At 43.0% G+C, this 25,830-nt stretch carries 22 protein-coding genes; 1 reads left to right on the top strand and 21 read right to left on the bottom strand.

Annotated features, from left to right (window positions below; translation table 11 throughout):
- Nucleotides 1-730: 730 nt before the first annotated feature.
- The 3 genes from ltrA to AC58U0_RS35225 form a co-directional block, all read right to left on the bottom strand.
- Nucleotides 731-1,984, bottom strand: a complete 1,254-nt coding sequence (gene ltrA, locus AC58U0_RS35235; RefSeq protein WP_497383365.1) for a group II intron reverse transcriptase/maturase — start codon at nt 1,982-1,984, stop codon at nt 731-733.
- Nucleotides 1,985-3,191: 1,207 nt separating this feature from the next.
- Nucleotides 3,192-3,422: a hypothetical protein gene (locus tag AC58U0_RS35230; RefSeq protein ID WP_497383364.1), complete on the bottom strand. Its 231-nt coding sequence runs from the start codon at nt 3,420-3,422 to the stop codon at nt 3,192-3,194.
- A gap of 488 nt (nt 3,423-3,910) precedes the next feature.
- A complete protein-coding gene (locus tag AC58U0_RS35225; RefSeq protein ID WP_497383363.1) occupies nt 3,911-4,372 on the bottom strand; it encodes a hypothetical protein in 462 nt (153 codons plus the stop codon).
- A 391-nt stretch (nt 4,373-4,763) separates the two neighbouring features.
- On the opposite strand from AC58U0_RS35225, the gene AC58U0_RS35220 reads away from it, so the two are divergent.
- Nucleotides 4,764-5,630: an arylamine N-acetyltransferase family protein gene (locus tag AC58U0_RS35220; protein WP_497383362.1), complete on the top strand. Its 867-nt coding sequence runs from the start codon at nt 4,764-4,766 to the stop codon at nt 5,628-5,630.
- Nucleotides 5,631-6,133: 503 nt separating this feature from the next.
- On the opposite strand, the gene AC58U0_RS35215 is transcribed toward AC58U0_RS35220, so the two are convergent.
- From AC58U0_RS35215 to AC58U0_RS35130, 18 genes are all read right to left on the bottom strand, one after another.
- Nucleotides 6,134-6,421 carry a hypothetical protein gene (locus AC58U0_RS35215; RefSeq protein ID WP_497383361.1) on the bottom strand — a complete coding sequence of 96 codons (288 nt, stop codon included), beginning with the start codon at nt 6,419-6,421 and terminating at the stop codon, nt 6,134-6,136.
- Nucleotides 6,422-6,502: 81 nt separating this feature from the next.
- Nucleotides 6,503-7,078, bottom strand: a complete 576-nt coding sequence (locus AC58U0_RS35210; RefSeq protein ID WP_497383360.1) for a dihydrofolate reductase family protein — start codon at nt 7,076-7,078, stop codon at nt 6,503-6,505.
- A gap of 339 nt (nt 7,079-7,417) precedes the next feature.
- The gene (locus AC58U0_RS35205) at nt 7,418-7,678 is read right to left on the bottom strand and encodes a bacteriocin immunity protein (protein WP_497383359.1); all 261 of its coding nucleotides are present in this window, start codon (nt 7,676-7,678) and stop codon (nt 7,418-7,420) included.
- Nucleotides 7,679-7,833: 155 nt separating this feature from the next.
- Nucleotides 7,834-8,082, bottom strand: coding sequence for a hypothetical protein (locus tag AC58U0_RS35200; protein ID WP_497383358.1), 249 nt, complete (start codon nt 8,080-8,082; stop codon nt 7,834-7,836).
- A gap of 134 nt (nt 8,083-8,216) precedes the next feature.
- On the bottom strand, nt 8,217-8,657 hold the full coding sequence (locus AC58U0_RS35195) for a hypothetical protein (protein WP_497383357.1): 441 nt from the start codon (nt 8,655-8,657) through the stop codon (nt 8,217-8,219).
- Between the two features lie 133 nt (nt 8,658-8,790).
- On the bottom strand, nt 8,791-9,135 hold the full coding sequence (locus AC58U0_RS35190; protein ID WP_497383356.1) for a hypothetical protein: 345 nt from the start codon (nt 9,133-9,135) through the stop codon (nt 8,791-8,793).
- A gap of 246 nt (nt 9,136-9,381) precedes the next feature.
- A complete protein-coding gene (locus tag AC58U0_RS35185) occupies nt 9,382-11,292 on the bottom strand; it encodes an endonuclease MutS2 (RefSeq protein ID WP_497383355.1) in 1,911 nt (636 codons plus the stop codon).
- Nucleotides 11,293-12,241: 949 nt separating this feature from the next.
- Entirely contained in the window at nt 12,242-15,283 is a 3,042-nt protein-coding gene (locus AC58U0_RS35180) for a peptidase domain-containing ABC transporter (RefSeq protein ID WP_497383354.1), read from the bottom strand.
- Nucleotides 15,270-16,073, bottom strand: coding sequence for a peptidylprolyl isomerase (locus AC58U0_RS35175; protein WP_497383353.1), 804 nt, complete (start codon nt 16,071-16,073; stop codon nt 15,270-15,272). The genes AC58U0_RS35180 and AC58U0_RS35175 overlap by 14 nt, the downstream gene beginning before the upstream one ends.
- 66 nt (nt 16,074-16,139) lie before the next feature.
- Nucleotides 16,140-16,307, bottom strand: coding sequence for a hypothetical protein (locus AC58U0_RS35170; protein WP_497383352.1), 168 nt, complete (start codon nt 16,305-16,307; stop codon nt 16,140-16,142).
- 98 nt (nt 16,308-16,405) lie between these two features.
- Nucleotides 16,406-17,575 carry a response regulator gene (locus AC58U0_RS35165; protein ID WP_497383351.1) on the bottom strand — a complete coding sequence of 390 codons (1,170 nt, stop codon included), beginning with the start codon at nt 17,573-17,575 and terminating at the stop codon, nt 16,406-16,408.
- Nucleotides 17,572-19,374 (bottom strand): sensor histidine kinase, encoded by a 1,803-nt coding sequence (locus AC58U0_RS35160; protein ID WP_497383350.1) that lies wholly within the window; start codon nt 19,372-19,374, stop codon nt 17,572-17,574. Before AC58U0_RS35160 ends, AC58U0_RS35165 begins: the two co-directional genes overlap by 4 nt.
- A 513-nt stretch (nt 19,375-19,887) precedes the next feature.
- Nucleotides 19,888-20,286, bottom strand: coding sequence for an SRPBCC family protein (locus AC58U0_RS35155; RefSeq protein WP_497383349.1), 399 nt, complete (start codon nt 20,284-20,286; stop codon nt 19,888-19,890).
- The gene (locus tag AC58U0_RS35150) at nt 20,283-20,612 is read right to left on the bottom strand and encodes an ArsR/SmtB family transcription factor (protein ID WP_497383348.1); all 330 of its coding nucleotides are present in this window, start codon (nt 20,610-20,612) and stop codon (nt 20,283-20,285) included. Before AC58U0_RS35150 ends, AC58U0_RS35155 begins: the two co-directional genes overlap by 4 nt.
- Nucleotides 20,613-20,682: 70 nt before the next feature.
- Nucleotides 20,683-21,105, bottom strand: coding sequence for a DoxX family protein (locus tag AC58U0_RS35145; RefSeq protein WP_497383347.1), 423 nt, complete (start codon nt 21,103-21,105; stop codon nt 20,683-20,685).
- 835 nt (nt 21,106-21,940) lie between these two features.
- Complete coding sequence (locus tag AC58U0_RS35140; RefSeq protein ID WP_497383346.1) at nt 21,941-22,924, bottom strand: ATP-binding protein; 984 nt, start codon at nt 22,922-22,924, stop codon at nt 21,941-21,943.
- A 16-nt stretch (nt 22,925-22,940) separates the two neighbouring features.
- Complete coding sequence (locus AC58U0_RS35135) at nt 22,941-24,929, bottom strand: hypothetical protein (protein WP_497383345.1); 1,989 nt, start codon at nt 24,927-24,929, stop codon at nt 22,941-22,943.
- A complete protein-coding gene (locus AC58U0_RS35130) occupies nt 24,919-25,560 on the bottom strand; it encodes a TnsA endonuclease N-terminal domain-containing protein (protein WP_497383344.1) in 642 nt (213 codons plus the stop codon). Before AC58U0_RS35130 ends, AC58U0_RS35135 begins: the two co-directional genes overlap by 11 nt.
- Nucleotides 25,561-25,830 lie beyond the last annotated feature (270 nt).

Below are 25,830 nucleotides of genomic sequence, written 5' to 3'. Positions count from 1 at the left end.
AAATCAATATAAGTAATATATAAAGCAAGTAAAAACAGTAATAAAACATTTCTAAACTTCTTGATAACCCGCCATTTACATCCATGTCGATTGGCCCACTAACTAAAACAAATTCATTTGAATTACTATCTAAAATCCATGCTCCTTCATTTTTGGGTTTACACATATTTTGTTGTAAAGAAATTATCTTTTTCCCGAAATCCCCTGAAAATTTGTACTTTTCTTCCTTATCTATCACAGCATACCACTTTGACTTACCACTAAAGGGCATCCAGTTTGTTGGTTGAGTAAAATCAGCATTTACTTTAATAACTTTAATTTCTTCGTTACAGTAATTTCCAATATACTTCTTTAAAGCCGTTTGTATATTGCTTTCAATCAGTCTATTTTCATTGTACTTTTGAAATAATGAAAAGCTTACTGAGATGATAATTATAAAATGAATAATTATTTGTATTAAGTGTATTTTCAGTTTTTTGAACTCCTTTCAGTAATTTCAGCTAGCGACCTATTCACGAACTCCACTAATTCCCCTACTTGAAGTATTCGTTAACTGAGTCGAGTAGAATGCAGGCCTACCTATTTGAGGTTGAACCTGCAAGCCCTCACAGATCCGTACGTGCGGAATTCCCGCATACGGCTCTTCAAATCATCTTACTGAACAACGGCCTTAGCCTTGCGTTTTCCATAGATATTCACATAAATGCGGGGTTCCGGCAAGGGATTCCGCTTAAGAAATTGGTTGAAACTCTCCCAATTGAAGCTTTGTTTTTTGGCTTCTGCGGTTTAACCATTTCATCAGCGCCTTTTCCACTTCTCTCTTGAATTTGACTAGATTGGGGTGATTATCCGTGATCCCATAATATTGGTAATGCCCGGTTAATTTCCTGCGAATCGTTGCCATCAAGATTTCCAGCTTTTCATGGCGATGCTGTTTCATCCAGCTCCCGAAAGCCTTGAGTTTGATCTTGTATTTCTTCGCGCTTGTTTTGCGCTTTACCCGGAAGGATGTCCCCTTTGCATTCTTGCTGCAATAATGAGTAAAACCTAGGAAGTCAAAAGTGGACGGTCTTTCACCACTATTCCTTTTATACCAATCTTCTGCTTTACTTCCGAAGCGAATGATCTTCGTCTTCTCTTCCGCAATGCTCAGGTTGAACTCTTTTAAACGTTGGATCAGTGCCTCATAGAACTCTCTCGCATCCGCCTCGTATTGAAAGCAGCAAACAAAATCATCAGCATATCGCACCATGAATGCGTTTCCTCGGCCCTGCCTCTTCACACGTTTCTCGAACCATAGATCGAGGACATAGTGCAGGTAAATGTTCGCAAGCAGTGGGGAGATAATAGAACCCTGTGGGGTTCCTTCCTCCGTCGGCTCCAGTCGTCCCTCTTCCTGCACTCCCGCTTTCAACATTCGGCGGATGAGGTGGAGGATATTTGGATCTCCGATGCGAAGTTTCAGGAACTTTAGCAACCACTCGTGATCTACGTGATTGAAGAAACCGGAGATGTCCGCGTCCACGATGAATTGAATCGATTGTTTGTCGATGATCTGATCCAACTGGATGAGGGCTCCATGGCAGCTTCGCTGCGGGCGAAATCCGTAGGAGCAGTCTAAGAAATCTTGCTCATAGATTCGCTGCAACAGCTTATTTAACGCCGATTGTACGATTTTATCTTCATATGCTGCGATGCCTAACGGTCGTTTGCTTTTCTCGTCCTTTGGGATGTACGTTCGACGTGCGGGTTGCGGTTGATACCCTTTCCGCTTAAGCCGTCCCACTAAATCCTCGAGGTTTTCATCTAACTGCTCGGCATACTTCGCCTTAGTCACTTGGTCCACCCCGATTGCTTTGTTCGGATCCAGTTCTTCATGGCACTGTCGCAACAGTTCCTTATTCAGCAAGTGGTACATCGATGTGAATTGTTCTTTGGGTTGTCTTTTCGCAATTTCAGCTATTCTTGCTAGTTTTGTTTCCATGTGTGCACCTACCCCTGTGTGTAGCTCATGTTTCCTTAGCGAGAGTGATAATTTGTAACCTCCTTCCAGATGCCCTTCGGACAACTGTACTATGAAGTTATCCGACTTCCTATCGTGCCATTTGAACACCCTCCCTTTCCGAGTTGTCTGTTCATACTGCGGGAGTTTTCCTAAAGAGTACTCGCTGCCGCAGAGCCGATAGGATCTCTCAAGATCCCATGTCATCATTGTCTAGCATGCCCTGCTCTCTGACCACGAGGAAGAGGCAAACAACTCGCCTGTTACGCTGTTTGTCTTGTGGTCTTCCGAGAGTTCAAAATCCGTCGACCTTCCCATCTTTGCAGTTATTTCGAGGCTCAATCACACGGCCTACTATCTACCTGTCTACGCTTAAACTGCAAGGTTACCCTTACCGCTCCAAGACTCGCTATTGGTGACTTGGCTAGAGTCTTTCCAAGCAGGATTTCCACCTGCTAAATGACATGACTTAACTTGACGCCCTTGAACTATCCTGCCCGTTCGTGAGAAAAGGCCACCGTTTCACCGGTAGCCTTGTTTTGGTCGTTTATTTAGCTATCGTTTCCGTTACGTGAACTTGAACCCCTTTTTTGAGTTAATATTATTATTTTAGAATTGAATTTGCAATTTACCAGTAAATGTGTCGAACGCTATCCACAATGAAAATAGGAGTATTAATATCACGACTACGACTATGAATGTTGTAAATATGGATAACCTTCCTCTAAGCAATTTATACAGTTCTTTGACATCATTAGGAGTAATACCAAAATTAATGAACATAACAAACATAAACATAATCACCAATACTACCAACAGTACAAGACCACCAACTATATACCCCATACTTTTCCCTTCCTGCTGTTTCGCGGTCTAAGAAAATAAACCTCTTTTCCAAGATCTCCCTTGATATTGTCTTACCTAGTTTGTCATTCGTGTTGTTCCGCTATACTGCCCGTTAGTTTAACGCTGCACTTTAGTACATCCTTATTAAACAAAATAATCCAAAATGATGCTGCAGCGCTTTTGATCAAGTCTCCGAACCAGTCCGTGGATCTTGCCAAGATCAGGAATTCTAACATAAAAAAAAAACAGCCTGCCGTGTTTTACGACACAGCCAGGCTGTTTGGGAATTAGATTGTTGATACTACTGTAAGTATCCTTTTCAAAATTATTTACCGCCTTCGACTTAAATTAAGCTCTTCATGCCTCGCAGCCACTCATAAAAACCATCATCGAAAAAAAGATCCGGGATGTATGTTTGAGTGTAATTGCAATTTGGGCAAAGAAGTACCAACCCTTGTTCAAGCACCTTAGGGTATAATTTCTCGTGTTTACTGTTGTTTCCGCAAGTAAGAGGATGCACTCCTTCTGCCTGCTGGTAATCCTTAATACGTTGCTTAACATCTTCTTTGTTCATTTATATCCCCTTCATTTGTTGAGATCAGCATTATACCACGATATATATTGTTAGACATTGATTTCTTGCGATTCAACTCTACCATCCTTGAAAACCTTCAAATAGAGTTTTTGCCAATCTTTACGATATAATTATACACGATGTACTCATCCACAACATAAAATAATCTAAGCGCCCATTAGATTTCAAGCCATCATCTGCGGGGTATCAATTTAACTTGTTTTCAGAATTCTCCCATTCTTTTTCTTTGTAAAAATCGTCATGGTAGGGTCACCTCACGAAACGGAAAAAAATCGTGCGCTAAGCAATTCATTACATGAAAAAACCGGACCCTGTATTCTACAAAGGAATCCGGTTTTCGTAATTGGGTGGTAGCTAGAATTCGTTAAATTAACGTTTCCCGATAGCTTAATCAACTTACCTATATGAAAGGCTTATAATCTTGTTCGTATGATATTTGTTTCTGCATAAGTTGGAATATCTATCATCTAAACATTTTCTATATTCAAGTCTAAAAAATCTTTTGCAAGTATTCTCACGCTTTTCTTAATCTCATCAATGTCCCACGATTTAGATAATTTTGTCCACATATCAATATAGACTGGTTTATAGCCATCTATATTAGTAGGAGCAAAATGAGAAACTTGTCGAGATACATCTTCTGAGTCCCTTGGATATATGTAATGATAATGAATATCTTGGCTTCCACTTATGAATTGTTCAATCTCGTTACAATACTCTTTGTCATCGCCTATAATATCCATATCGTATTTCAATAAGTTATTAAGACCTGTCACTGTTGTAAGTTCAAAATAACCTAAATAGTTTTTTTGATCCTGATCAGAATAAAGTGTAACTTCATCATTACAGCTCTGACTGCAGAAATCATAAACTCCGTACCAAAATAACCAATGACGAACACGGACATATATAGTTTGAATACGAATCATCCACCTTAATGTCTTGTAATAATTTTTTCATAAATTGGATATTCACTTAGTTATATACGGTTATGCATAATTCCTTTGTTTTAAATGCTCTCCTCTCCAATAGCTAAATGACAAAATGGCAGCTGCCGCGATCTGCTCCTAGATTGTTTAACTAATGTTCTTCGTTCGGAGCGTAATCCCCCACTTTTGTTCAGATATCCTAAGCTACCGTCACGATGATGGGTTGTAGACGCTTGAATCTGCGAATCATCTGTGTCACCTTAAGCGCTACTAGTTAATCGGACACCGGATCTCAGCTTAAAATTGACAATTCGTTCCATGCGCTATATACTATCGAAAGAACATATGTTCTTAATTGTATATTTTCGAATAATATGGTGGTGGCCAGTTGATGAACGAATTATTGACTATAATTGAGATTAAGAAGTATTTATTTAGGCTTGGGATATCCGATATTCAGCCGCCCACGAAGTCCTTTTTGTTTGATCTTCATCGGGCACACGTTGCCAAAATTCCGTGGCAATCGCTAGATGCCTTCGCCGGAAAGCCCGGCTCCATCGATCCTCTTCATTCCGTGAAGCTCATTTTGCAAAACCGAAGCGGATATTGCTTTCACCTAAATGGTGCATTCTACACTTTGCTTCGATCGTTAGGCTATCGGGTGGCTATTCACCCGGCAGGCGTTCAGGCACATGCCAAGGAGCCCCGCATTGATCATTTTCACTTGGGGTTGATGGTTTCCCTTCCGGAATCAGATCGTGAATCGTGGCTTGTCGATGTTGGTCTCGGAGATATGCCCTATGAACCTCTTCTCCTATCCGCCGGCGTGTATGAACAAGGGCCATTTACTTATGCGCTTAAGCGTTCGATGGTAGACCCTGGCGGCTGGCGCTTGGATAACCATCCTGCTGCCCCATATGCAGGCGTTGACTATCATTCTGCCGCCATAACCAGCATGGAGCCTTTTCAAGCGAATCATGACTATTTAAGCACAAACCCTGAATCGACATGGGTCAATATGCTGCTAATCCGGAACCGGACCGCAAACGTGAGCAGCGAGTTAAGAGGATGCATCTTTAGCCAAACCGACCGGCATGGTACAGTAAAAATCGAAATAACAGACAAAGCCCGTTGGCTAGAGATTATGGGGGATGTTTTCGGAGAGCATCTGGTGCAGTATGACAGTGCGGAAAAGGACGGTATCTGGAAAAAGCTCGCTGCATCCCATGAAGAGTGGAAGAAAACGATGAAATCATGAATCTCATGTTATAGAAGATACAAACCGCCTGAAATGCTTTGCTGTAATCCTGTAACTGATTATGCAACAAATACGCAATATACGCTGCCCGTTAGAGGGTGGCGTTTTTTATTTGGTATCAAAGTACATCTCCTGCCGGCACGTACCGGGTCCAAAATAGATCATTGACTTACTTGTAAGCATTATTTATAACTATCGCGACTCATGGTTGTTGATTCACCATGAAAACACTAAGAAGGATAAAAAGATCGAGATTTCTGCTTCGATACTTTTTGAGTAAGACTTAGCATTAGAAGTGCATTTTTGAAATAAACCGCTTCCCACTATAAGAGGACTCTGCGATATAATTCGCGGGGTCCTCGCTTTTATGATGTTATCAATCAATTTCTCCTTTGTTATTAAGCTACCCTGCCAGCTAGCTTAATAAAATGAGCAGGCCACCGCAGTGCCTGCTCATCTAATGTGTGTTATTCAACTATCGTTCCCAGTTAGCTCAATCAACTTTACTCGAAAAGGACAAATGTATTTTCAAGTCCAATCATATCTTTCAAAGTTTTTCCTAATGAATAATTATTTGGTGTATGTTTCTTAACAACACAAAGAATATTTCCTGCCTTGCCTTGTGTGAGGTTCGTTAGCTGGAGATGTTCGTTGTTATCAAAGATGAAAGACACTAAATATTCGTAATAGTCATCATCCTTATTTGAAACATTCAAACCAACATTGTAAAGTCTTACTTTTGTCCCAGCCCATATCTTTTCACCATCGCTTATGTTCCGTAATGGATCCAATTGGCTTTCTGCATATTACACCTACACCTCTAAAGATTGAACAATCGTTTCTCTTAGCGTAATCTACATTAGGAGACAAGGTCATCTAACCGTCTGGTAAACGAGGCCTATGGCTCCAGAATCAAATGTCTTGTTTTCGATAAGTTTAAGATTGACCTTCTCCTTGAGACCTTGGAATAACGGCAACCCGCTGCCGATCAGGACGGGAGAAACCGTAATTTTATACTCATCTATTAAATCATGCTGCATAAGGTAGTGTGCTAACCTAGGACTGCCGAGGATGACCATATCCTTGCCTGGCTGCTGTTTGAGGTTCTTGATCTCTTCCTCGACATCTTCTTTCACCAGTCTGGAATTGTTCCATTCGACTTTCTCCAGCGTCGTGGAAAAAACGATTTTGGCTGCCTTTTCGATCCACTCGGCATGATTCCGTTCATGCTGTGATGATGATGGATTCGAAGGCACAGATGGCCAGTAACTGTGCATCATCTGATAAGTCCCACGTCCCCAAATGACAGTGTCAGCAGTACTCAGAATTTCTTTCGCGTGTTTCTCCAAATCAGCATCGTAGGAAACCCAGCCAATGTCCATTTCACCATTCGGCCCTTCTACAAAACTGTCAAGCGATGCGTGCAGAAATAGAACGAGTTTTCTCATTTTCAGTTCTCCTTTTTTCATGAGGGATATCTAGATTATACATTAACTACTAATCTAAACTGCCCATTCGTAATCCCGCACATATGACTGCTAATTAATACGAGTTTTCTCATGTCCGTTTCTTCTCCGATCTCAAATTTATCTTGTTTGATTCTTCGGCCGTTGTCCTGTGTTTTGTCCTGCTGTTACGTTCACTATAAATCATTACGTAACGTAAGGTTCAAGGGGGAATCTGAATTTTTTTGCAGACAACAATGTTGTGCTAAACTGCACGTTACTTCAATAAACAAAATAGGATCTGCCACGAAGCAGAACTATAGTTATCCTTTAGCGCAATGTTCATAGCTGAATGGGCTTATAGCTTAGTGCTTGTTCAACCACTTGCTCTGCTGTGAGTTCATTTTCATTCCAGTAAATTAAATCACTAACTTCAGGATGCGGGACGTTAGATTTGAGAATTTCGATCATGTTATCGATTTCTTCACTGCCTTCAACGTTCATAATTTTCCTTACTAACTCGATCAATTCCTCTTTAATTAGCACCTTCATTACGGTCACCCATCCTCTAAATGATGAATAATAATTCTGCGTAGTTACCACGTTAACCTGCCCCTTAGGTGAGCAAAAGGCTACCGATCGTGCCGGCAGCCTCCCATTGCTGTGTATTGAACAAACGTTTCCGTTAGCTTAACGATTCGAAACTTCAATAGTAATTTTTGGTTACTCTTTACACGGTGTTATCCAAATCTTATATATCATTTTCCATCTACTAAATCCTGTGAAGTATTAACATTAATTCTTACATTATTGTTGCTTGCCCATTTTGGAAGGTGCTCGGCTAAATATGCGTAAACCTTATCATCTGGAGTTGCATATCCAACGTTAACTCTTAGACCTCCTGCAAAGTCAGGATAAAGTGAATCAGCCCATTCATAAACTTCCCAAGGTGAGTCAAGTATTTTACTTGCTTCATTGTAGTTCTCATTAATCCATTCAATGTCCATTCGGAACCCTCCGCAAAAGTAATATCCGCAACACTGAAATTACATACCTTTGGTATTCGTGAATTGATTTAAGTATCCTGCCCTTTAGCTTAATAAAAACAAGGAGTAGCTGCACGCGGCAATCTGCTCCCTGTTTAATTCACTTTTTTCTTAGTTCCAGTAATTATTATATTCTCTACTACTAATTCACTACCGAACTGCGGCGAGCCTAAAATTATTTCAACATAATCAACGACTGCTCCATGCTCCACATATCCCGTAACCTTTACATTAAAACCACCATGGCCATCCTTTCTTACACCAACTATTTCATAAGATGAAGCTTTAATGTCCCCGAACTTCAAAATGACAGCCTTTTCTATTCGTGAGTAAAGTTCGAACAACATTGCCTCGTTCATCAAATTTATGTTTTCATGGGGGGCAACATACGGATCATATGGGCTTATATTCTTCAGTCCTCCTACGTTAGGGGCTGCTACCACTGAATCATCAAATGCTGACATAACACCAATAATTACAATCAGAAATACGCAAAGTTGTAGTATGATTGAATTTATTAATCCCCTCCAAGACATAGGAATACGCCTCCCTTTCTGGGTATTTTACCCGTAAGGTTATTCAAGTATCCTGCCCGTTACTTCAAAGAAAAAGGGAACAGTTGCCGGCCACGGCGATCTGCTCCCTTTTCATTTGACTATCGTTCCCAGTTCAATCGTTCAATCCATGGTCTTCATCAATTATCCATGAGAACTCTTTGACAATAGCGTTAGTGATGTCCGTTATTGCTAATTCTACGGAGTCATCAAGTTTCATTGGTACATCAATTTCAATTAATTTTATTTCTTCTACACCCTCAAGTGTGTATATGGCATAATTCCCATTTGAATTAGCAGGAATTCCTGTTATCCTTATAAACTCCCCACTGACTTCTTTGATGAATACGAGATGGCTCACTGTTGTGAATCCGAACATGGAAGTTAAGTATTGTTCCAAAACTTTCGACTTAATTTTCTTCGAATAATCTTCAGAATGGATGCTTATATAATCGTACATAAAGCCCCCCCATTTAGTAAACTGATTTTTTGGTGCATTTTATTATTCAAGAAAAATCTCCTGAAAGTCAGGGTGTATAAGACTTAATTTTGTTTTGCTTTCGCTGTTGTTCCTCGTTAGATTCCTGTAGATGGATAAATTACAGATTTGTAAAAAAACGAGCGCCTCTGTACGATGGAAGTACGCTACGGGTCAAAAGCCCTTTAATTCCATCATCCAGGAGGACGCTCTAAAGCTACGATCCTCTCACTCCCGTTGCTTCCGTATTTCCTTCTGCACTTGCCGCAACGCCTTCTTCGAGCCACGCTCCATATCGTGCTGAAACTTGCGGTCTTTATAGCTGGTGAACAGCGTATTCAGATCATATCCCGTAGGATACAACTCGCTGGCTCGTAGTTCTAAGGATACCCGCTTGGCATGCACCTCTACGAGCTGCCCTTCAAATAAAACCGTCATATGGTTGAAGCTATCTCGGCCTTTGTACACGATCGCGGGTTCATCATGCTCCAATAACCGCACACGATCACCCATCCCGTACTCCTCGAGTACAACTTCCGTTTCATCCGTAAGTGCCACTACCGGCTTCTTCATCACTTTACTTTCATGAAGGAGATCCAACCGATAGTTCTTACTCTCCATATACAGCTTCGCCCGCCCCAATACCGCATCTTTCAACTCCATCCTCTTCGAGATCCAAAGCGCATTGCTCTCGCCCGATTGCCCAATCAGTAGCTTATATTGCGGCTCTAAGGTCTCGTTGTCGAATGCCATGGCTGCGTTCATGAAATCCGGATGCCGTTCCGAAAATTCCTTAATCTCTCCATAATGCGTGGTCGCAACCGTCATACAACCCATTTGGTAAAATTCTTCCAGAATCGCAATGGCCAGTGCCGCACCCTCATTGGGTTCCGTTCCGCTACCAATCTCATCAAACAACAACAACGTGTTCCGATTCGCTTGGCGCATGATCTCGGCTATATTTTTCATATGGGACGAAAAGGTACTAAGCGCATTCTCCAGGCTCTGATTATCCCCGATATCAACGAACATACGATCAAACACAGCCACTTCGGTAGACGCATCCGCCGCGATGTGAAATCCGGACATCACCGCCAGCGCGATCAAACCGACCGTCTTCAGGACAACCGTCTTGCCCCCCGCATTCGGACCCGTAATGACCAAACTGCGATATCTATCGCCAATTTCAAAATCCAGCGGAACCGCACCTCCGGACAATAACGGATGCCTGCATCGGACCAACTTAATCGTCCCGTGGTCGTTCACTTTAGGTGCGATTCCATCCATGCTTTTGCTAAATCTTCCTTTGGCGAAAATCATATCGTACAGACTAATCAAATCAATATTGACCGTTATCGGCTGGGTTTGATTTGCGACTAAATCCGATAGAGCCGACAGAATCTGAAGCTCCTCCATCCCCTCCTCCATCTTGAGACCCGAAAGCTCTGCGTTATACTTGGCAACAGTTAACGGCTCCATAAACACAGTCGATCCCTTGGAAGATATTTCGACAATCGTTCCAGCCACTTGATGCTTATAGGCAGCTTTAATCGGGATGGTGAAGCGGTCATTTTTTTTGCTGACAAAAAACTCCTGAATAACCTCCTTGTTCGCGCTGTTCTTCAGAAACTTTTGCAGCTGCTCCTCAATCTTCGCCTCGGCAATATCAATATGCTTGCGAATTCGTTTGAGCTCTTTACTCGCCCCGGAGTCCACCCGATTCCCTTTAATAGCTTGGTGAATTGCATCTTCAATGTTCTGTAAATCCCACATGGAGTTGGCATAAGCACTTAGCTTAGGAGCGTAGAATTCCTTCTCGGTCATGAACTTCTTGACTTTCCGGCAACCCCGGAGAAAATCAGCAATGGCAATCAGTTCGGAGGGATCCAGCACCATCCCTTTGTCCAGCTTCTCCATCATGAATTTAATATTCGAAATCCCCAGCAGCGGCACATGTCCCTCGGTATCCAGAATCGCGCGGGCTTCCGTTGTTTCAATGAGACGTTGCCTCACTACTTTGAGGTTTGAACTTGGTTCGAGCTGATGGATTAGTTGCTTACCCAGACTGCTTACACAATAGCTTTGGACGAGTGTCTTCAATTCGTTATATTGTAATTTGTCCTTTGTACTTGGATTCATCTTTGCATTCTCCTCACGATTGGGTGATCATGATGAAGATCCCTGCACCATAAGATTTCAACGTTTATGCCCAAATAAGCGCAAAAAAAGCTGCGGGAAACCCACAGCTCATTACACTCAATTTACATGACGTTACATATAGATAAAAGCCATCAGCTGACAAGGGATTTGTGTCCAAAGCCGCAGTGTACTTCCTCTGTTCGAGTCATGGTTCATGATGTATTCGCAGGGTTCTTCATAGGTAACTTAAATAAAACTATCATATAGGATTTTAAGAAACGGTATCCCGCTTCACCTATAGAATAGAATGTTATCTTCTTAAGTTATGCCTGTTGAAAACCTGCTACACTCATAAAACACCTCGTAGGGAATGTGTCTTGCATTGAAATCGTATGATGTAAGTAGGATATATGATTTGATGTGGGAAGTCAAGGGTTTAATGACCGCTAGTCAATTCTTAAATAATCATTTGGCTGGTGGAATACTTTCCGAAGTATTTGAACTATCCTGCCCGAAGCGCCAAAGACCACCACGCTCTACTGCCCAATAGTTCAGCGAATGCTGCCAATCAGATCACGAAAGTAGCGAGTTTATTTTTTGTACTTAAAGTTTCTCGTTAAAACTTAATAAAGCACTTTTGAAATGATTCTGACGGGAATGGGATCAAGTTCTTGTCACCCGACACCTGTCGGATGACAAATGTCATAAATAACAAGAACGAACTTGATCCCCATTCCCGAATTCCCGAAGTGGGTTTTATGGGGTTTTATATTCGGTTTTATATATTCGCGGCTTTTTTCGCGGCAGCCAAAACAAAAAAAGCCTCGTTTTTTGAAGGCTTTTAGATTTTACAATTCCGAATATTATATTGGAGAAGGAATTGAGGGAAATATTATTCCATCCAGGGTTATGAACAACGCAGGTTAAGAAATTCTCTTCTTCATGGTCTTCAACTTAACTGCTGACTAACTAAGTAATAATAAAGACCCCGAGCTTCGATTAGCTCGGCGTGGGAGCCTGACTCCAAGATCTTTCCGCGATCCATAACGAGAATGAGATCCGCTTTTTGCACAGTGCTTAGCCTGTGAGCAATGATCAGAGCCGTACGGCCTTTCATCATCGAATCCATATTTTGCTGAATAATCCTTTCCGACTCCGAATCTAGCGCGCTGGTCGCCTCATCGAAAATAAGAATACCCGGCTCACCGAGCAACGCCCTCGCAATCGCAATCCGCTGCAGCTGCCCCCCGGATAAACTTAATCCGCCCTCTCCGATCATCGTCTTGAAACCGAGCGGCAAAGCGGTAATAAATTCGTATGCTCCTGCCAACTTGGCAGCCGCTTCAACTTCTTCTAGCGTCGCAGATGGAAAACGAATGGCGATATTATCTTGAATCGTGGTGCGGAACACTCGACTTTCCTGCTGGACGATTCCGATTTTGCGACGCAAGGAAGCGGCATGAATTTGCCTGATGTCGTGTCCATCGAGGCGGATCGTCCCGCTTGTCGGTGTAAACAACTTCGTCAGCAAATTCGCGAATGTCGATTTCCCCGATCCGCTTCTTCCGACGAGCGCGACGGTTTGTCCGGGCTGTATGTGGATACTAATTTGCTGCAAGATATTAGGTCCATCCTTTTCATAGCGAAACGTCACATTGTCGAACTGAATATGCCCCTTCAACGCAGCCAATCTCCGCATATTTTGCGGCTCGCGCTCTTCTGGATGCGCTTGAAACACATCGTCGATCCTTTCCATCGATACGCGCACTTCCATAATCTCGTTCTGCATTTCTAGCATGCGAGTAATCGATTGTGTGACCGTTAAATAGACCGACAAAAAAGCAACGAATTGCCCGACCGTCAGCTGACCGTGCATGACGAAAACCGCGCCTCCGTACAGCACCAAGGCATTGCCGATCGTTTTAATAAAGTCCGCGATCGTTTCGGAGGCTACGTTCAATTGAATGGCCTGCATTCGCTGCTTCAAAGCAAGCTGCAACTTATCCATCAGCTTCCACCTTATGGCCGATTCGGCGGCAAGGGCTTTGACAGTCGAGATTAATTTGATCGCTTCGACCATCGTCGTCTGTGACTCCGCTTCTGCTTCGAACTGCTTACGACTGTTCTTGCGCATGAGCGGCGATAAGAGAAGCACGAGTACGATATAGCACGGAATAATGGCAAACGCGATAAGTGATAACTTGACATGATAAACCAGCATTAGTGTGCCGTAGATGAGAATTGTCAGTACGTCTAGCAGCAGTTGCACCGCTCCGGTTGTCAGCATTCTGCGTATTTTCTGATTCTCGCCCACCCGACTTGTTAAATCCCCGATCGTGCGAGCCAAAAAAAACGATAAGGGCAAGCTGAGCAAGTGCTTGTAAAAATCGCCGAGCATCGTGATGTCGATGTTCAGCGCGATTCGAGCTGCAATAAAATTCCGGAACGAATTAACAACGATATAACAAACGGACAGTCCGAGCATACCGACCAATAGCGCTTGGAGCAGATCGTTCTGCTTTTGTACGAGTACCTTATCTACGATAACTTGGGTGATGATCGGAAGCGAAAGCGCGATCAGTTGCACGAGCATTGATGCGATCAGGAGCGATATTAAGGCTCTTTTGTTGGGCCTCACATAAGCAAAGAAACGCGATATTGGGCTGCGCATACGCTCATGAGAAACGAGTCGCTCCGTTGGTGCGAGCGTCAAGATCGCTCCGCTCCAGCCTGCCTCAAAATCCGCTTTGCTCATCTTTTCCAACCCATAAGCCGGATCGCCAACGATAACTTGGCTTTTGGTCACTTCATACACGACGATAAAGTGCTCGCCCTTCCAATGTGCAATCGCAGGCAGCTTCATAACGGCAAGCTTGTCGAGCTGCGTCGTAAAGCCTTGTGCTGCCAGACCGAGCGATTCAGCCGTCTCGGTCAAGCCATATAACGAGCTTCCGGAGCGTGACATTTCCGTCTGCTCCCGGATTCGGCTCAGTGGAATTCGCGAACCGTAGTACGCCATCACCATGGCAAGACAAGTCGGACCGCAATCCATCTCATTCTGTTGCATGAGTATCGGATATTTGCGTAGCCTAAATCGTCGATTTGCAGGCTCTTTTTCAACCGTTTGGAAGTGGGCCGATTGGCCTGAATCAGCTTCCCAGTCCAACGTATCGTCTTCCCCGTACTTAGACGCGCTTGACGCATAGTTGGCGGAAATGCTCTCGATCGCTGTTCGCAGCACAGGGTACACCACGATCATTTGATCGAAATCGTCCTTGCTTAACCGAAACAACCGAGCCTCCTCGCTAGCTACAACCGTAGCTTTACGTCGTGCTCCCGTTAGCAGCGCCAATTCTCCGAAAAAATCGCCCGGAATGAGACGGTTGATCACTGTGCCGTCTTCTTCCTTGATTACCTCACAATGCCCGGAGTGAATGATGTAAAAGGCGTCTCCCTCGTCTCCTTGGGACACGATCGCCTGACCTTTATCCGCATTGGTCACGGTCATTCGTTCAAGAAACGTCCGGACAGTTTGGGGATCGTCGAATGACAACAACGTCGCTCGTTTCAAAAACATCGCGATGGCGCGAGAGGACATGTAAGTGTAAAGCAACTGATCCAGTCCAGGATTGCGCAGCAACACTTCGCGAAGCTTTTCCGCTGGAATAGCCAACAGGCGTACATTCCCTGCGGAGCTATATGTGATGGGATTGCTCGGTTGCTCCGTCCCGTCTTCCCACCCGAAGCTGTCCCCTTCCTTCAATAGTCCAAGGCTAATCTCCTTCCCGCTCGACTGCTCTTCGATCATCCGGACTTCACCCGAGATGACGCAATAAAGAGACTCCGACACGTCGACCTTCTCATGAATCGTCAGTCCGATGGAAAAATGCACGATCTCGGCATGTTGAGACAGCCATTGTTTTTCATCCGGACGAAGCACGCTAAACAAAGGAATTTTTTCCATATAGGCGAGCTGTTTATTCGTTTCCATCGTTCACCGTATCCCCAATGATCTGATCTTGTGTCCAAAGCGGAATATGGACGCTTGCTTGCTTACGTCTGGAAGAAAGCCACTTCTCGAACAAGATCTGTTCAATCCTCGATCGAATGTCGGCGTTCAGCTCCGCTGGATACACTTCTTCAACCTTAATCACGTAAAATCGCTTGTCGATTTCAAGAGGTCCGATAACCGTTCCGGCAACCGACCCGAATGCTTGCGCAGCAACCGCTCCGGGTAGCTGCTTTCTTTCCCTGCGACCGACAAACCCTCCCGCAAGCCTTGATTGCTCATCCGTCGAATATTCGCGTGCAAGTAAGAAAAACTCGGCTCCCTCCATCGTCTTGAATCGAAGCTCGCGCGCAAGTCCCCGTTCGTTCACTAAGATTTGCGAGAGGGCCACCGCATCGAACTCAGAACGATGTTCCGCAAAGTAGCGCTCAACCTTGCCGGATGCTACATGTTCGCGAACGCGATCCATCAATAACTTCATTCGAGCATAGTCAACCAAATCAGAAGTCGAAAGCGAGCGTTCCGCCAGCCAGTCTTCTACTTCCGAGGCTTGATACAACTCATGCTCTACTCTCCAGTCATTTACGGTCGTCTGGAGCTCCTCCTGATCGGTCGTGAGTTGATGCTCTTTCGCGTAGTCGGCGATAAGTACATGTGAAGAGTAATCCTCAATCGCACTGAAACGGCCACGCATAATGGCGAAGCGCAGAACAGTCGCTAATGAATAGCTAGTTCCTTCTATGTGAAGGGCAATAACCTGATCGAGTGACATCATGGCAACCCCTTTATTTTCGTCCTATTTCTAGATAAAAGCGCGGGGGAATCCCCCGCGCACTAGTTAATATGAAGCACGTGATTGATGCTTAAATGGATCTTTAGCTCCGCCGGTCACGTTCTTCGATTCTTCCTCGGACAACTTCTTAGGCAAGTTGTCGAGCTTGATTTCGGCAGCTTTGTTTGTCTCTACCGTTTCTTTGTTCACATCCGTTTGCTTGTTCTGTTCCATCTTTATCACCTCCTTCAGGATTCATAATTCAAGTTTACTACAGCCAAATAAAAGAATAATGAAAGATTCGGCCATAAAAGGGCAAAAACCGCGCAGCATCAAGGCTTCGCGGTTTTTGTCTTTTTATCATTAAACGCACTTACTAACGAGTCGTATAGAGCGGTCAACTCAACAGAAGGGCGAATACCGAGCTCCTGATTAAGCAGCCGAACATAATCCGTATACAGTGTGGTCAGACCTTTTTTGTCCCAAGTCATCTTGCGTATCATCATCAAATGTCGTACCACCAACTCGTCCAGCGGATTGTGCTCATTTAACTTCAGCAATAACTTTGAAGCGGAAATTGTATCTCCCAACGTAATAAGTGCGGCGGCAAGGCGTTTGACGAATGCGACGTACAATTGGCTATAACGTTCCGTTTCGTGAATAGCCCATACATATGCTTTATCGCCGAACAGATCACCCGTATAAAGCCGTTCAACGCCTAGTGCAATCTCCACAAGACTGGCATCGATCGTTTGGAGTTCCTCCGCTTTCGCTTCAAACTCTACATAATCAATCATGGAGTCGTTCAATTCAAGTGCATACCCATCGTTCTCTGAACGTACGACCTCGCGCATACCTATCGTTTCTAGTGACTTGCGCAGTTGGTAGACGGTTGTGTTCAAATATCTCTCCGCACCTACTTGCTCTATACCACCAAAAATATCAGTAACCAACTTAGAACGTGGAATACGTCTGCCCCGGTAAAGCAGTAGATAAGCAAATAGTTCTGTGCATTTTCGCGAGATCCACTTCACTCGGCCAGCTTCATTGCTCACAACAACATCTCCGAGCGCAGTAATAACGAACCTCCCTGAACGCTGTGTAGGTGGTTTATTATGGGTCGCTGGTGAATGAAAAGCCCTCCAATTCGTTAGCGCGCGATATACTGTCCGCTGCAGCCTCTCCTGAGAAACCGGCTTGACCAGGTAGTCGATCACCGAAAGTTCATAAGCTTCTAAGGCGAAATCCTTGTGAGACGTGACAAAAACAAGTTGAACAGGCGAGCCAGTACTTCCTAACCTTGCAGCGAATTCTATCCCGTTCTCACCTTTCATTGATATATCAACGAACGCTAGGCCGATATCTGCATGTTCTTGTAAGTAGAACGTCGCCGACTTCGTATCTGTGAAGGCGCCAACAGCATGAACCTCTGGCAGCTTATGCAACATTTTGCTTAAAATCAAATGCATCGTCGGGTCATCATCTACCAAAATCACTTTCATGCGTCTTCGCCTCCTTCCCATCGGTCGATTACGTCCATTCCGCCGCTTGAGCTTTGTAATGTAAAAAAGAACGTCGTTCCCACTCCAGGCACACTGTCAAACCACAGTTTCCCGCCATGTATCGCTATAAATTCGCGAGAGAGCATAAGCCCAAATCTGGTATGACTTGCACCTTCGTGAGGGTCGATCAAGTTGATAAATGTATCGTCACGTCGCAGAATGTCCGCTGTCTCCTCATCCATTCCCGCTCCATTGTCCCGTATGGTCACAACAATCCTATCCTTGTCCATTGTAGCTCCGACTTCAATCCATCCACCAATTCCCGTAAACTTAATCGCATTAGAAAGCAAGTTTCGCAGAATGAGATCAAGCATCTCTTTATCCGCGTTGACCGAAAGCATTTCGTGAATTTGCTCTCTCATCACAATGTTCTTCATTCCTGCCTTCGATTCTGCCAGCAACAGTGCTTGACGAACGACTTGCTGCAAATTCCAGCCTAGTGGTCGAAATGCGACATTCCCTTTCTGGCTGCGATACCAGTCGAGCAATTTCTCGACAAGTTGGAACGTGTTCTGCACTTGTCCTTGGAGGACTCCGAACAATTCGGCATGCTCATTGTTATCCGCAGCAAGCTCTTCGCCAAGCAGTTCGGTTAAACTGACCAAGAGCGCGATCGGATCACGAATGTCGTGTGCCACAACAGTAAACATCTTATCCTTAAAGGAATTTAATTCCAAGAGTTGGTTCGCGCTCTCACGCAGCCTAGCCTCGTTTTCTTTCAACTCTGTAATATCGTTAAACATGATCATTTTTCCGATAGGTGTGCCTGCATCATAGATGAACGATACGCTGCATTGATAATGCTTATTGCCGCCAGCTTGGGATCTGTAGAACTGGAACCGTTCGTTCCCTTTATGAGAGCTAAGTATAAGACTAATCAATTCCGGATTCGCAGAGAGAACCTCCCCGACATGAGCAGGGTAATGCTTCGTCAAAGTAAGTTCTGGTATGACGACTTCAGCCGCTTTGTTGTAGCTAACAATTTGATCCTTGTAATCGAGCAGGATAACACCATCGCGGATGGTGTCAAACACTTGCGTCAGAGCAAGTGGTGTAAATCGGAGCAGATTGAATCGCAGAATTGCCCACGCATAGACAATCCCAGACACCGCGAACCCGAAAGGCGTCAAATCGACAGCCATTCCAAACCATAAAGATATATTGAAAAGGAAGGGCACTGCGGCTCCCATGGTTAGTACGATAATTTGTTTGCGAACGATGCGCGAAGACCGCCAATACATCGGAATAAACAGGAAAAAACCGCACACTATCATGAAGTAATTATATAGCGTGTGTGCTTTATACCAAGGCCCTTTAATTGTTTTGTATAACGGAAATGTAGAACGCTCATTAAGGATATATTTCTCATAAAAAAGGTGATGCCACTCGTTGGTCAAATGGAGAACAAACACCACTACGGGGATAATGAAGAGTGCCAGAGCAAGGCGCTTTCGGTAACGCGCAGCCGTCCCAGAGAACTGGATGACCTGAAAAAGCCAAAGCGTTGTGATGAATGGAATGCCCACATATTCGATTTGAAGCGAGAGCTTAACTTCATTTAAGTTGCGGCTTAGCAACTCGAAAGCATAGCCAATCGCGTAGAAAGCCGCTCCAATCATGATCAATATCATAGTTCTAGCGACTGGTAGATGGCGTTTCTGATTAGACAAGAATGCTACGTATACCATTAATCCCGCTGCGAGAAAAAGCAGTAAGGACAACCATTGTACAGTGTTCAATGCAGCGTCTCTCCTGACTGTGGAACTGCCAAGCGTGTCAGTTCTATGTAATACTCCTTTTTACTATACATGCTTATTTGTCGAGTATCTACCTTCACTCACTTGAAAGGCGCTTCTGTATGTAATTTTAATTGGTGAACAACTTTAATTATATGAAACGAAGACATAAACCTGTGCGTGCAGATGCCATCGCTATTCACAGCAGCTTGTCCGTTCCGCCTCAGAATGAGCTGGATCCGAATATATAGTTTCGAAATACGAGCTCTCTTAGAACCTTATTAAACTGCCTAAACGTAACGAAGCTGCCTATCGTGTTGGCAGCTCCGTCATTCAACTATAGTTACCCGTTAGTTTAATAATTGGGTGATTTTCGAAAAGGTATTTTATGCTGCTCCTAACAACTTCCAAGTCCAACATAAACGGGTTTCCGAGAAAAGCAAAAGATCATATTTACATTGCATATGGAAACAGAGCAATGGCAGGAATCCCGCCATTGCTCTGTTTCGATTGCGGTTATTGTTCCAACACCTTTTCAAGCTCGCCAGCCATTTTAGCCCAACCATGCTTGGCGCCTTCAAACGCACGAGCATTTTCGAAACCGGTTTGTTCGAGATGAAGATTAACCTTTCCGTCCCCTAAATCCTGCAGCGTCCAGGTGACCGTCGTCTTCTCCCCTCCGCTGACCCAAGTGTAGGACAACCGGTTTGGTCCGTCCACGACTAGCACTTCGCTGTCTATAACTCCATTCCACCATTCCGTCGGTTGAGTGCGGAACTGGAAACGATGTCCTACGATTGGCTTAAAGTCATTTTCCATGACCCATTTGGCAAGCTTGTTAGAATCGGTTAAAGCGGACCAAACCTTCTCGACCGACGTCGTGTACTGAAAATCCAGGGATACCGTTGAACTCATTCTTCTTCCTCCTCTAATAGTTGGTTCAAGCGCAACATATTCGTACTCCAGAACTTGCTGTAGAAAGCCACCCAATCTTGAATTTCTCTGAGTGGAGCGGCGTTCAGCCTAAATAGCGTTTCTCTGCCGACTTTTCGGTCAAGTACCAGTCCGGCCTCTTTAAGGATTATCAAATGCTTTGATACCGCTGTACGTCCCATTTGAAACTGTGCCGTCAATTCATGAAGTGGCATCTCCTTTGCCTCTGCTAACAGACGAATCAATCGGCGCCTAGTTGGATCTGCAATCGCGTCAAACATATCACGCAACGGGTTGTTTTCGTTCACAACACCCTCTCCTAAATATTATTTAGACATCTAGAATGTACGAAGGGACCGCGTTAATTTCACCACCTCCTTAAAGCCTGCGGCTCTTCGGACGCAGCGTCCACGAGGCGAGAGCTAGGATTGCAAAACTAAGTGGGCTAAAAATATGGAACGCATAAGCCCCGTAGTCTCCCACGATTGCATGTGATGCAGCTGCGCCCGTCATTCCAAAGAAAATGCCGGCGTATGCCCATTCTTTAAGCCGCGGAAGACCCGGCACGAGGATGGCTATCGTCCCAAGCACTTTCCAAATCCCGAGAATGGTCAGAAAGTACACCGGATACCCTAATATCTCCACCGTCCCGAGCGTCCCCCATTGATGGCTTAGCTCCCCAATTCCTCCGCTCCCCAAAAAGAATGCAAGCAGCGACGTTGTAACCCAATAAGCGATAACTTTTCCTCGAGGCTGGGTTTGTGCTTTCGCGGTTGTTTCCGCATCGATGATCGTACTCATTTGGTTTCCTCCTCATAATTGTTGATTCAAGTGAACTATATTCTTGCTTCAAACTTTCCAAATGACTAGCTTCCAATTGGACACCATTTAGTGTCTATTTGATTATATGACACCATTTAGTGTCCTGTCAACAACATTTTTAAACTCCACATATGTGTTTCAACTATTGATTTTATGCCATTTGGCTCCTTGATTACATGTTAAAAAGCCTCGGCGCGATAATGCCGAAGCTTTATGATCATGACTCAGTTTTGGTGGGCATCAGGACTGCTTGATTAATCTCTTTCGGCTCTAGATAACTGCCCGTTAGCTTAATGCCCCTGCCAGTCTACAACGTGATTATGGTTATTATTCAGACTACTACTACTACTACTACTACTACTTCCTTTCCAGTGCGACTCCTGAGATGACGCCATTGCAGGGCGTAGATAAAATAAAGAGTGGATGTTCACAAAAGTGAACATCCACTAACGAACCCTGAGTTCGTTATTTGAATTTCTGATCTGATTTGTGCGCAATTGCAAGTCGTTTTCATTGATGAAACCTACGCTGTTTTTCTTGCAAATGGGACTGTTGGTTCTATAGGACGTTGGTGGAGCAATGGTTTAATTGTTCCTCCTTCGAGATTGCTCGACGGTTAACAAACGTTGCCCGTTTTGCGCTTCAACACGAAATTCAAGAAGGAGAAATTTAATCAAAAACGCAATCGAGTAAGCTGTCTAATGACAAAATACGCCGTTTAATCCGTAATGCCCTGTCGGCTCTTGAAATACTCCAATAAAAAAGTAAGGCAACCAATCATAATAGATCGGTTGCCCTTTTATTTCGGTTGCCATTAGCTTTTTCTAACAATAAAAGAAACTTCAGAATCAATGTAGCCGGATCTCCTAACACATCCAATCCAGGTATCAAGATCAATCCAATATTTTTTCTCTTTCGACTCTGCCCCATATTTTACTAGAGCATGCTTTATTGTATTCGTAAGGTCCTGCATCCCTATCTCCATTTTTCCACCTAAACCATTTTCTTGCCTAACGGTAGCAAATGCTTCAAATAAAGTAGATGCACACTTCTCAAGCCTTTCTCCAGCAGCGTATGCTTCAGGATAATAATATCTAGTAAATGACCATCCACTTCCTTCGGGATATTCAAGATTATCGTAACCTTTTAAACACACACTTATATCATTAACGCTTTTTGCCCCAAACAACTGATGCTCCCTAGACATAAATCTACCGACGATATGCAAAGCTCCTTCTGCGGCATAAAGATTTTTATTTCCCTTAAGTTGAGGTTGACCTACTAGTATTACAATTAATTTGACATTATGTTCGTTTAAGTAATTATATACATCAATAAGCCATTTATAGTGAGCTTCTAGAAGTGCTTGTGCTTCATCAATAAACATAACTACTTGTTTAAACCTTGAACTCTCACCTTTATCATGTAAAAACTGAGCTAATCTATCAAACTTATGATTTTTCTTACCGGCATACGGAAACAGATGACCCGTCCACAGTAATAATAACTCATAGAATACTTCTTCATTCGCAGTGAACTTGTGTTTGGCTGGTATAAAAAAAATAGGTAACTCATCGTTATATTGCTCCTTAAGCTTATCACGAACATATTTAATAGCTTCTGTCTTTCCTCGTCTTTGAAAGCCATAAATAATTCCACCAGGAGCGCGGTCTTCTATCCATTCAGCTACTTTAGTATATAGTTTCCTTATTTCGTTAGTTGGAACCAAATACTTATCTTGTACAAGCTTATGCATGCCAGAAGGTATGACTGGCCTATCGTTATACTCCGTACTCACGATTTAACACCCTCTCCTAAAATGACATCGGTTTAAAAAATTCATCCCAACTATCGTCATGTTCATCGATGACAGCCTCTTCTCTCTTAAATACAGAAGTATTACTGAACGCTGATTCTTCTTGATAACTTCTAATTTCAGGAACTTCAGTATCCTCAGCTTCTACATCAACAGCTGCATCTTGTTCCATATTCTCCATTTTCTGCTGATACCTATCCATATGGGCTAACCAATTTTTATCTCCTTTATTTTTACTGGTACTAAGATGTGCTCTGAGAGCTTGGACATAATCATTACTAGCCAAGAAGAACGCCCTCTTTTCACTTCGTAGAAATTTATTAATATATCTCCTTGTTTCTAAACTATGCGGAGTTTTAACCCACTTACCGGATACACGTAACTGACCAAGTTCGCTTCCATTTTCTAAGAAAGCCCTGACATAGCGTATATCCATAATATTTATATAAATCGTTAGCTTCTTTCCTATTAAACTCGCATGCTGAGATAAAATCTCATTTCTGTATTGCGCACCCTCAAAGTTAATGTAAGGCCTCTTTCCTTTTTTCAAGTTACCTTGTACAGTTACAGTCTGACTAATGACTAAAAGACCCAGTTCTTTACGACGATGCTCAGGCAGAACTCTTGGCAGGAATCCTCTTTCAATTTTGTCTTTCATTGCCTTAATAGGACTTAATCCTGAGTTACCACTATGTGGTTCAACATTATATTGGGCTAACATAGCCTCTGTTAATTCCTCTAGATGCTCAATACTAATTTCTGAAGCCAATGCCTTTTCTTCAGCATTTTTACGCTTAGGATCACTTGGATTACTTCCTGTAGTAGAAGGAAGCAAGTGGTATCCATTCACTTCAAGGATACGAAAGAACCTCTCAATAACTGATCTTCTTAATGGTGATTTTATTGGACCTGCATTAATGAAACAGCCGATTGTTTTGGTCAATTTTTCCTTAACATTTAAAGCAAGATTTGCTCTTGCGTTATCCATCCAGAATTCTCTCCATACTGCCCATTGGGTCTCAGGAATAGATATTGAAGGGAAGGAGCCTTCTTCTGGATACTGGAGCCCTTTTATTGTGAATGACATGGGGGTATGAGGATGAGTTGCATTTTGAATACACTGTAGAACATCCATCTGAGAATATTCTGGCTTAACGCATAACAAGTGACCTAATACTGCATTTGTTGGGATTTCTAGAATTACAAGCAGCCAAATCCTTTTTAACGCTTTTTTTACTTGGTTTCCATTAGGGTCCGTATATCGAATGGTCAATATTAAATCAATTTTATGTCCATCAAACATAACTCGTGAGAAAGGTCTGAAATTCGTTAAGTAATTCTTCTCACCTTTACCCACAGTTCTTGCCATCATTGCAGCAACTTCACCATAAAGATGCTCATTTCCAAAATGTCGTTCCTTCAATTTTTTTACATATCTCTCTAATGATCTCCTCCCCTGGTCTTCGGTATTTAGAGGATATTCATCCATATTTATCCTTTGTTTCTTACACTCTTCAATAAAATGTTTGTGTAAGTACTTTACGGAGTAAGTGAAACTTGTTGAGTTCTTTTTTTTCGCTAAAGCCTTTTCGGCGATCCAATGCGGCAAATCCGTAAACTTTTCAAGTAATAACTCAAATGCACCCGAGTAATTCAATGCCTTAATTTTAGGAAGATGTCTCCTTTCATAGTCTTTTAAATGAAGACCTGGGATGAGTGCTCTAAAACCCAGAGTCTCTCCGAATTGATTACTCCTAAAACAACGTTCCACGTATCTCGTTATCTCTTTTTTTTCAATTCCTGTAACTTCAGAAATCTCAGAGATGGTTCCATGATCTTGAAGGTACAATTCAACAGCCCGTTTTCTGTTTTGATATTTCTCCGCTGCAACTTCATCTAATGCTTTTATATCTACAATTGGCCATTCGGATAAATTGAGCATGTCTTGGCTTACTCCCAACTTCTCAACCAAGTTTTTACGCCTCATCGACCCACACCTCCGTCTCCAGACCAAAATATTCTTTATCAATATTCGCTTTAATTTCACCGGCACATATCAAACATGCAATTGCTTCATATAGACGCGGTAAACTTAGGTTTAGTAATTGAGATAATTCCTTTACTGCTTTTTTTCCACCCTTGAGCTGTGAAATCACTTTATGCCGATCAATTTCAACTATAGTGCTGTTATTCTGTAAGTATGGAATTATATCTTTTAAATTTTCTAAATAGATTTCGTTACTTCGTATATCTTTCTCTGTACGCACCTGATGCTCTTTACCGTGCAACTCACACCAACGTTTTTGCAACCCGATTTGTTTGACCACTTGTTCATCCCCGAGATCTTTTTCATATTTAATCTCAAAATAGATCTCTTTACCATCCTTTTTCTTAATCCACAAATCAAAAATTGATGTCCCTTCCTCACCTTCAATCTCAGCTTTATCAGGCTGCTCACAGAAAGTTTCAACGGTTGGATCAGCTTCAACCATTACCCAGTGGTCAAATTCAAGATCACTGAATAAATTTACCTCTCTTTCTATTCTGGTGCTATAAACGATCCAATGATTATTTCCGTAACGTCCACTTCGTGATTTAATTAACGGTGTTGTATACACTCTAGTCACCTCTATTGTTTTTAATATCCATTTTGGTCGATTTAGGGCTCTAATATACGTTAATAAGGTGATTTTTTTGTCGTTGGTACATTATAATGGGATTTTCATGTTCTATAAAAAGAAAATTTCATGTTCATGAAAAAAAGAACCCTGATTCTCTTTGGTCAAGACCCCATTTTATAGACAGTAGAAAAAACCTCTAGGCAGCAAACTGGCGTCGGTACTGAACCGGCGTCAGTTTTTTTAACTTTCTCTGTGGACGTTTTTGGT

This window comes from Paenibacillus sp. J31P190, from assembly GCF_059692075.1.
Note: the sequence above shows the minus strand (reverse complement) of the source record. Positions and strands in the feature narration are given on the sequence as shown.

Excerpts from the sequence above, each read along its gene's own strand:
- AC58U0_RS35225 (WP_497383363.1), bottom strand. The coding sequence starts at position 4,372 with ATGATTCGTATTCAAACTATATATGTCCGTGTTCGTCATTGGTTATTT.
- AC58U0_RS35195 (WP_497383357.1), bottom strand. The coding sequence starts at position 8,657 with ATGTCTTGGAGGGGATTAATAAATTCAATCATACTACAACTTTGCGTA.
- AC58U0_RS35170 (WP_497383352.1), bottom strand. The coding sequence starts at position 16,307 with ATGGAACAGAACAAGCAAACGGATGTGAACAAAGAAACGGTAGAGACA.
- AC58U0_RS35190 (WP_497383356.1), bottom strand. The coding sequence starts at position 9,135 with ATGTACGATTATATAAGCATCCATTCTGAAGATTATTCGAAGAAAATT.
- AC58U0_RS35220 (WP_497383362.1), top strand. The coding sequence starts at position 4,764 with ATGAACGAATTATTGACTATAATTGAGATTAAGAAGTATTTATTTAGG.
- AC58U0_RS35175 (WP_497383353.1), bottom strand. The coding sequence starts at position 16,073 with ATGTCACTCGATCAGGTTATTGCCCTTCACATAGAAGGAACTAGCTAT.
- AC58U0_RS35135 (WP_497383345.1), bottom strand. The coding sequence starts at position 24,929 with ATGAGGCGTAAAAACTTGGTTGAGAAGTTGGGAGTAAGCCAAGACATG.
- AC58U0_RS35145 (WP_497383347.1), bottom strand. The coding sequence starts at position 21,105 with ATGAGTACGATCATCGATGCGGAAACAACCGCGAAAGCACAAACCCAG.
- AC58U0_RS35200 (WP_497383358.1), bottom strand. The coding sequence starts at position 8,082 with ATGGACATTGAATGGATTAATGAGAACTACAATGAAGCAAGTAAAATA.
- AC58U0_RS35185 (WP_497383355.1), bottom strand. The coding sequence starts at position 11,292 with ATGAATCCAAGTACAAAGGACAAATTACAATATAACGAATTGAAGACA.
- AC58U0_RS35180 (WP_497383354.1), bottom strand. The coding sequence starts at position 15,283 with ATGGAAACGAATAAACAGCTCGCCTATATGGAAAAAATTCCTTTGTTT.
- AC58U0_RS35210 (WP_497383360.1), bottom strand. The coding sequence starts at position 7,078 with ATGAGAAAACTCGTTCTATTTCTGCACGCATCGCTTGACAGTTTTGTA.
- ltrA (WP_497383365.1), bottom strand. The coding sequence starts at position 1,984 with ATGGAAACAAAACTAGCAAGAATAGCTGAAATTGCGAAAAGACAACCC.
- AC58U0_RS35155 (WP_497383349.1), bottom strand. The coding sequence starts at position 20,286 with ATGAGTTCAACGGTATCCCTGGATTTTCAGTACACGACGTCGGTCGAG.
- AC58U0_RS35230 (WP_497383364.1), bottom strand. The coding sequence starts at position 3,422 with ATGAACAAAGAAGATGTTAAGCAACGTATTAAGGATTACCAGCAGGCA.
- AC58U0_RS35165 (WP_497383351.1), bottom strand. The coding sequence starts at position 17,575 with ATGAAAGTGATTTTGGTAGATGATGACCCGACGATGCATTTGATTTTA.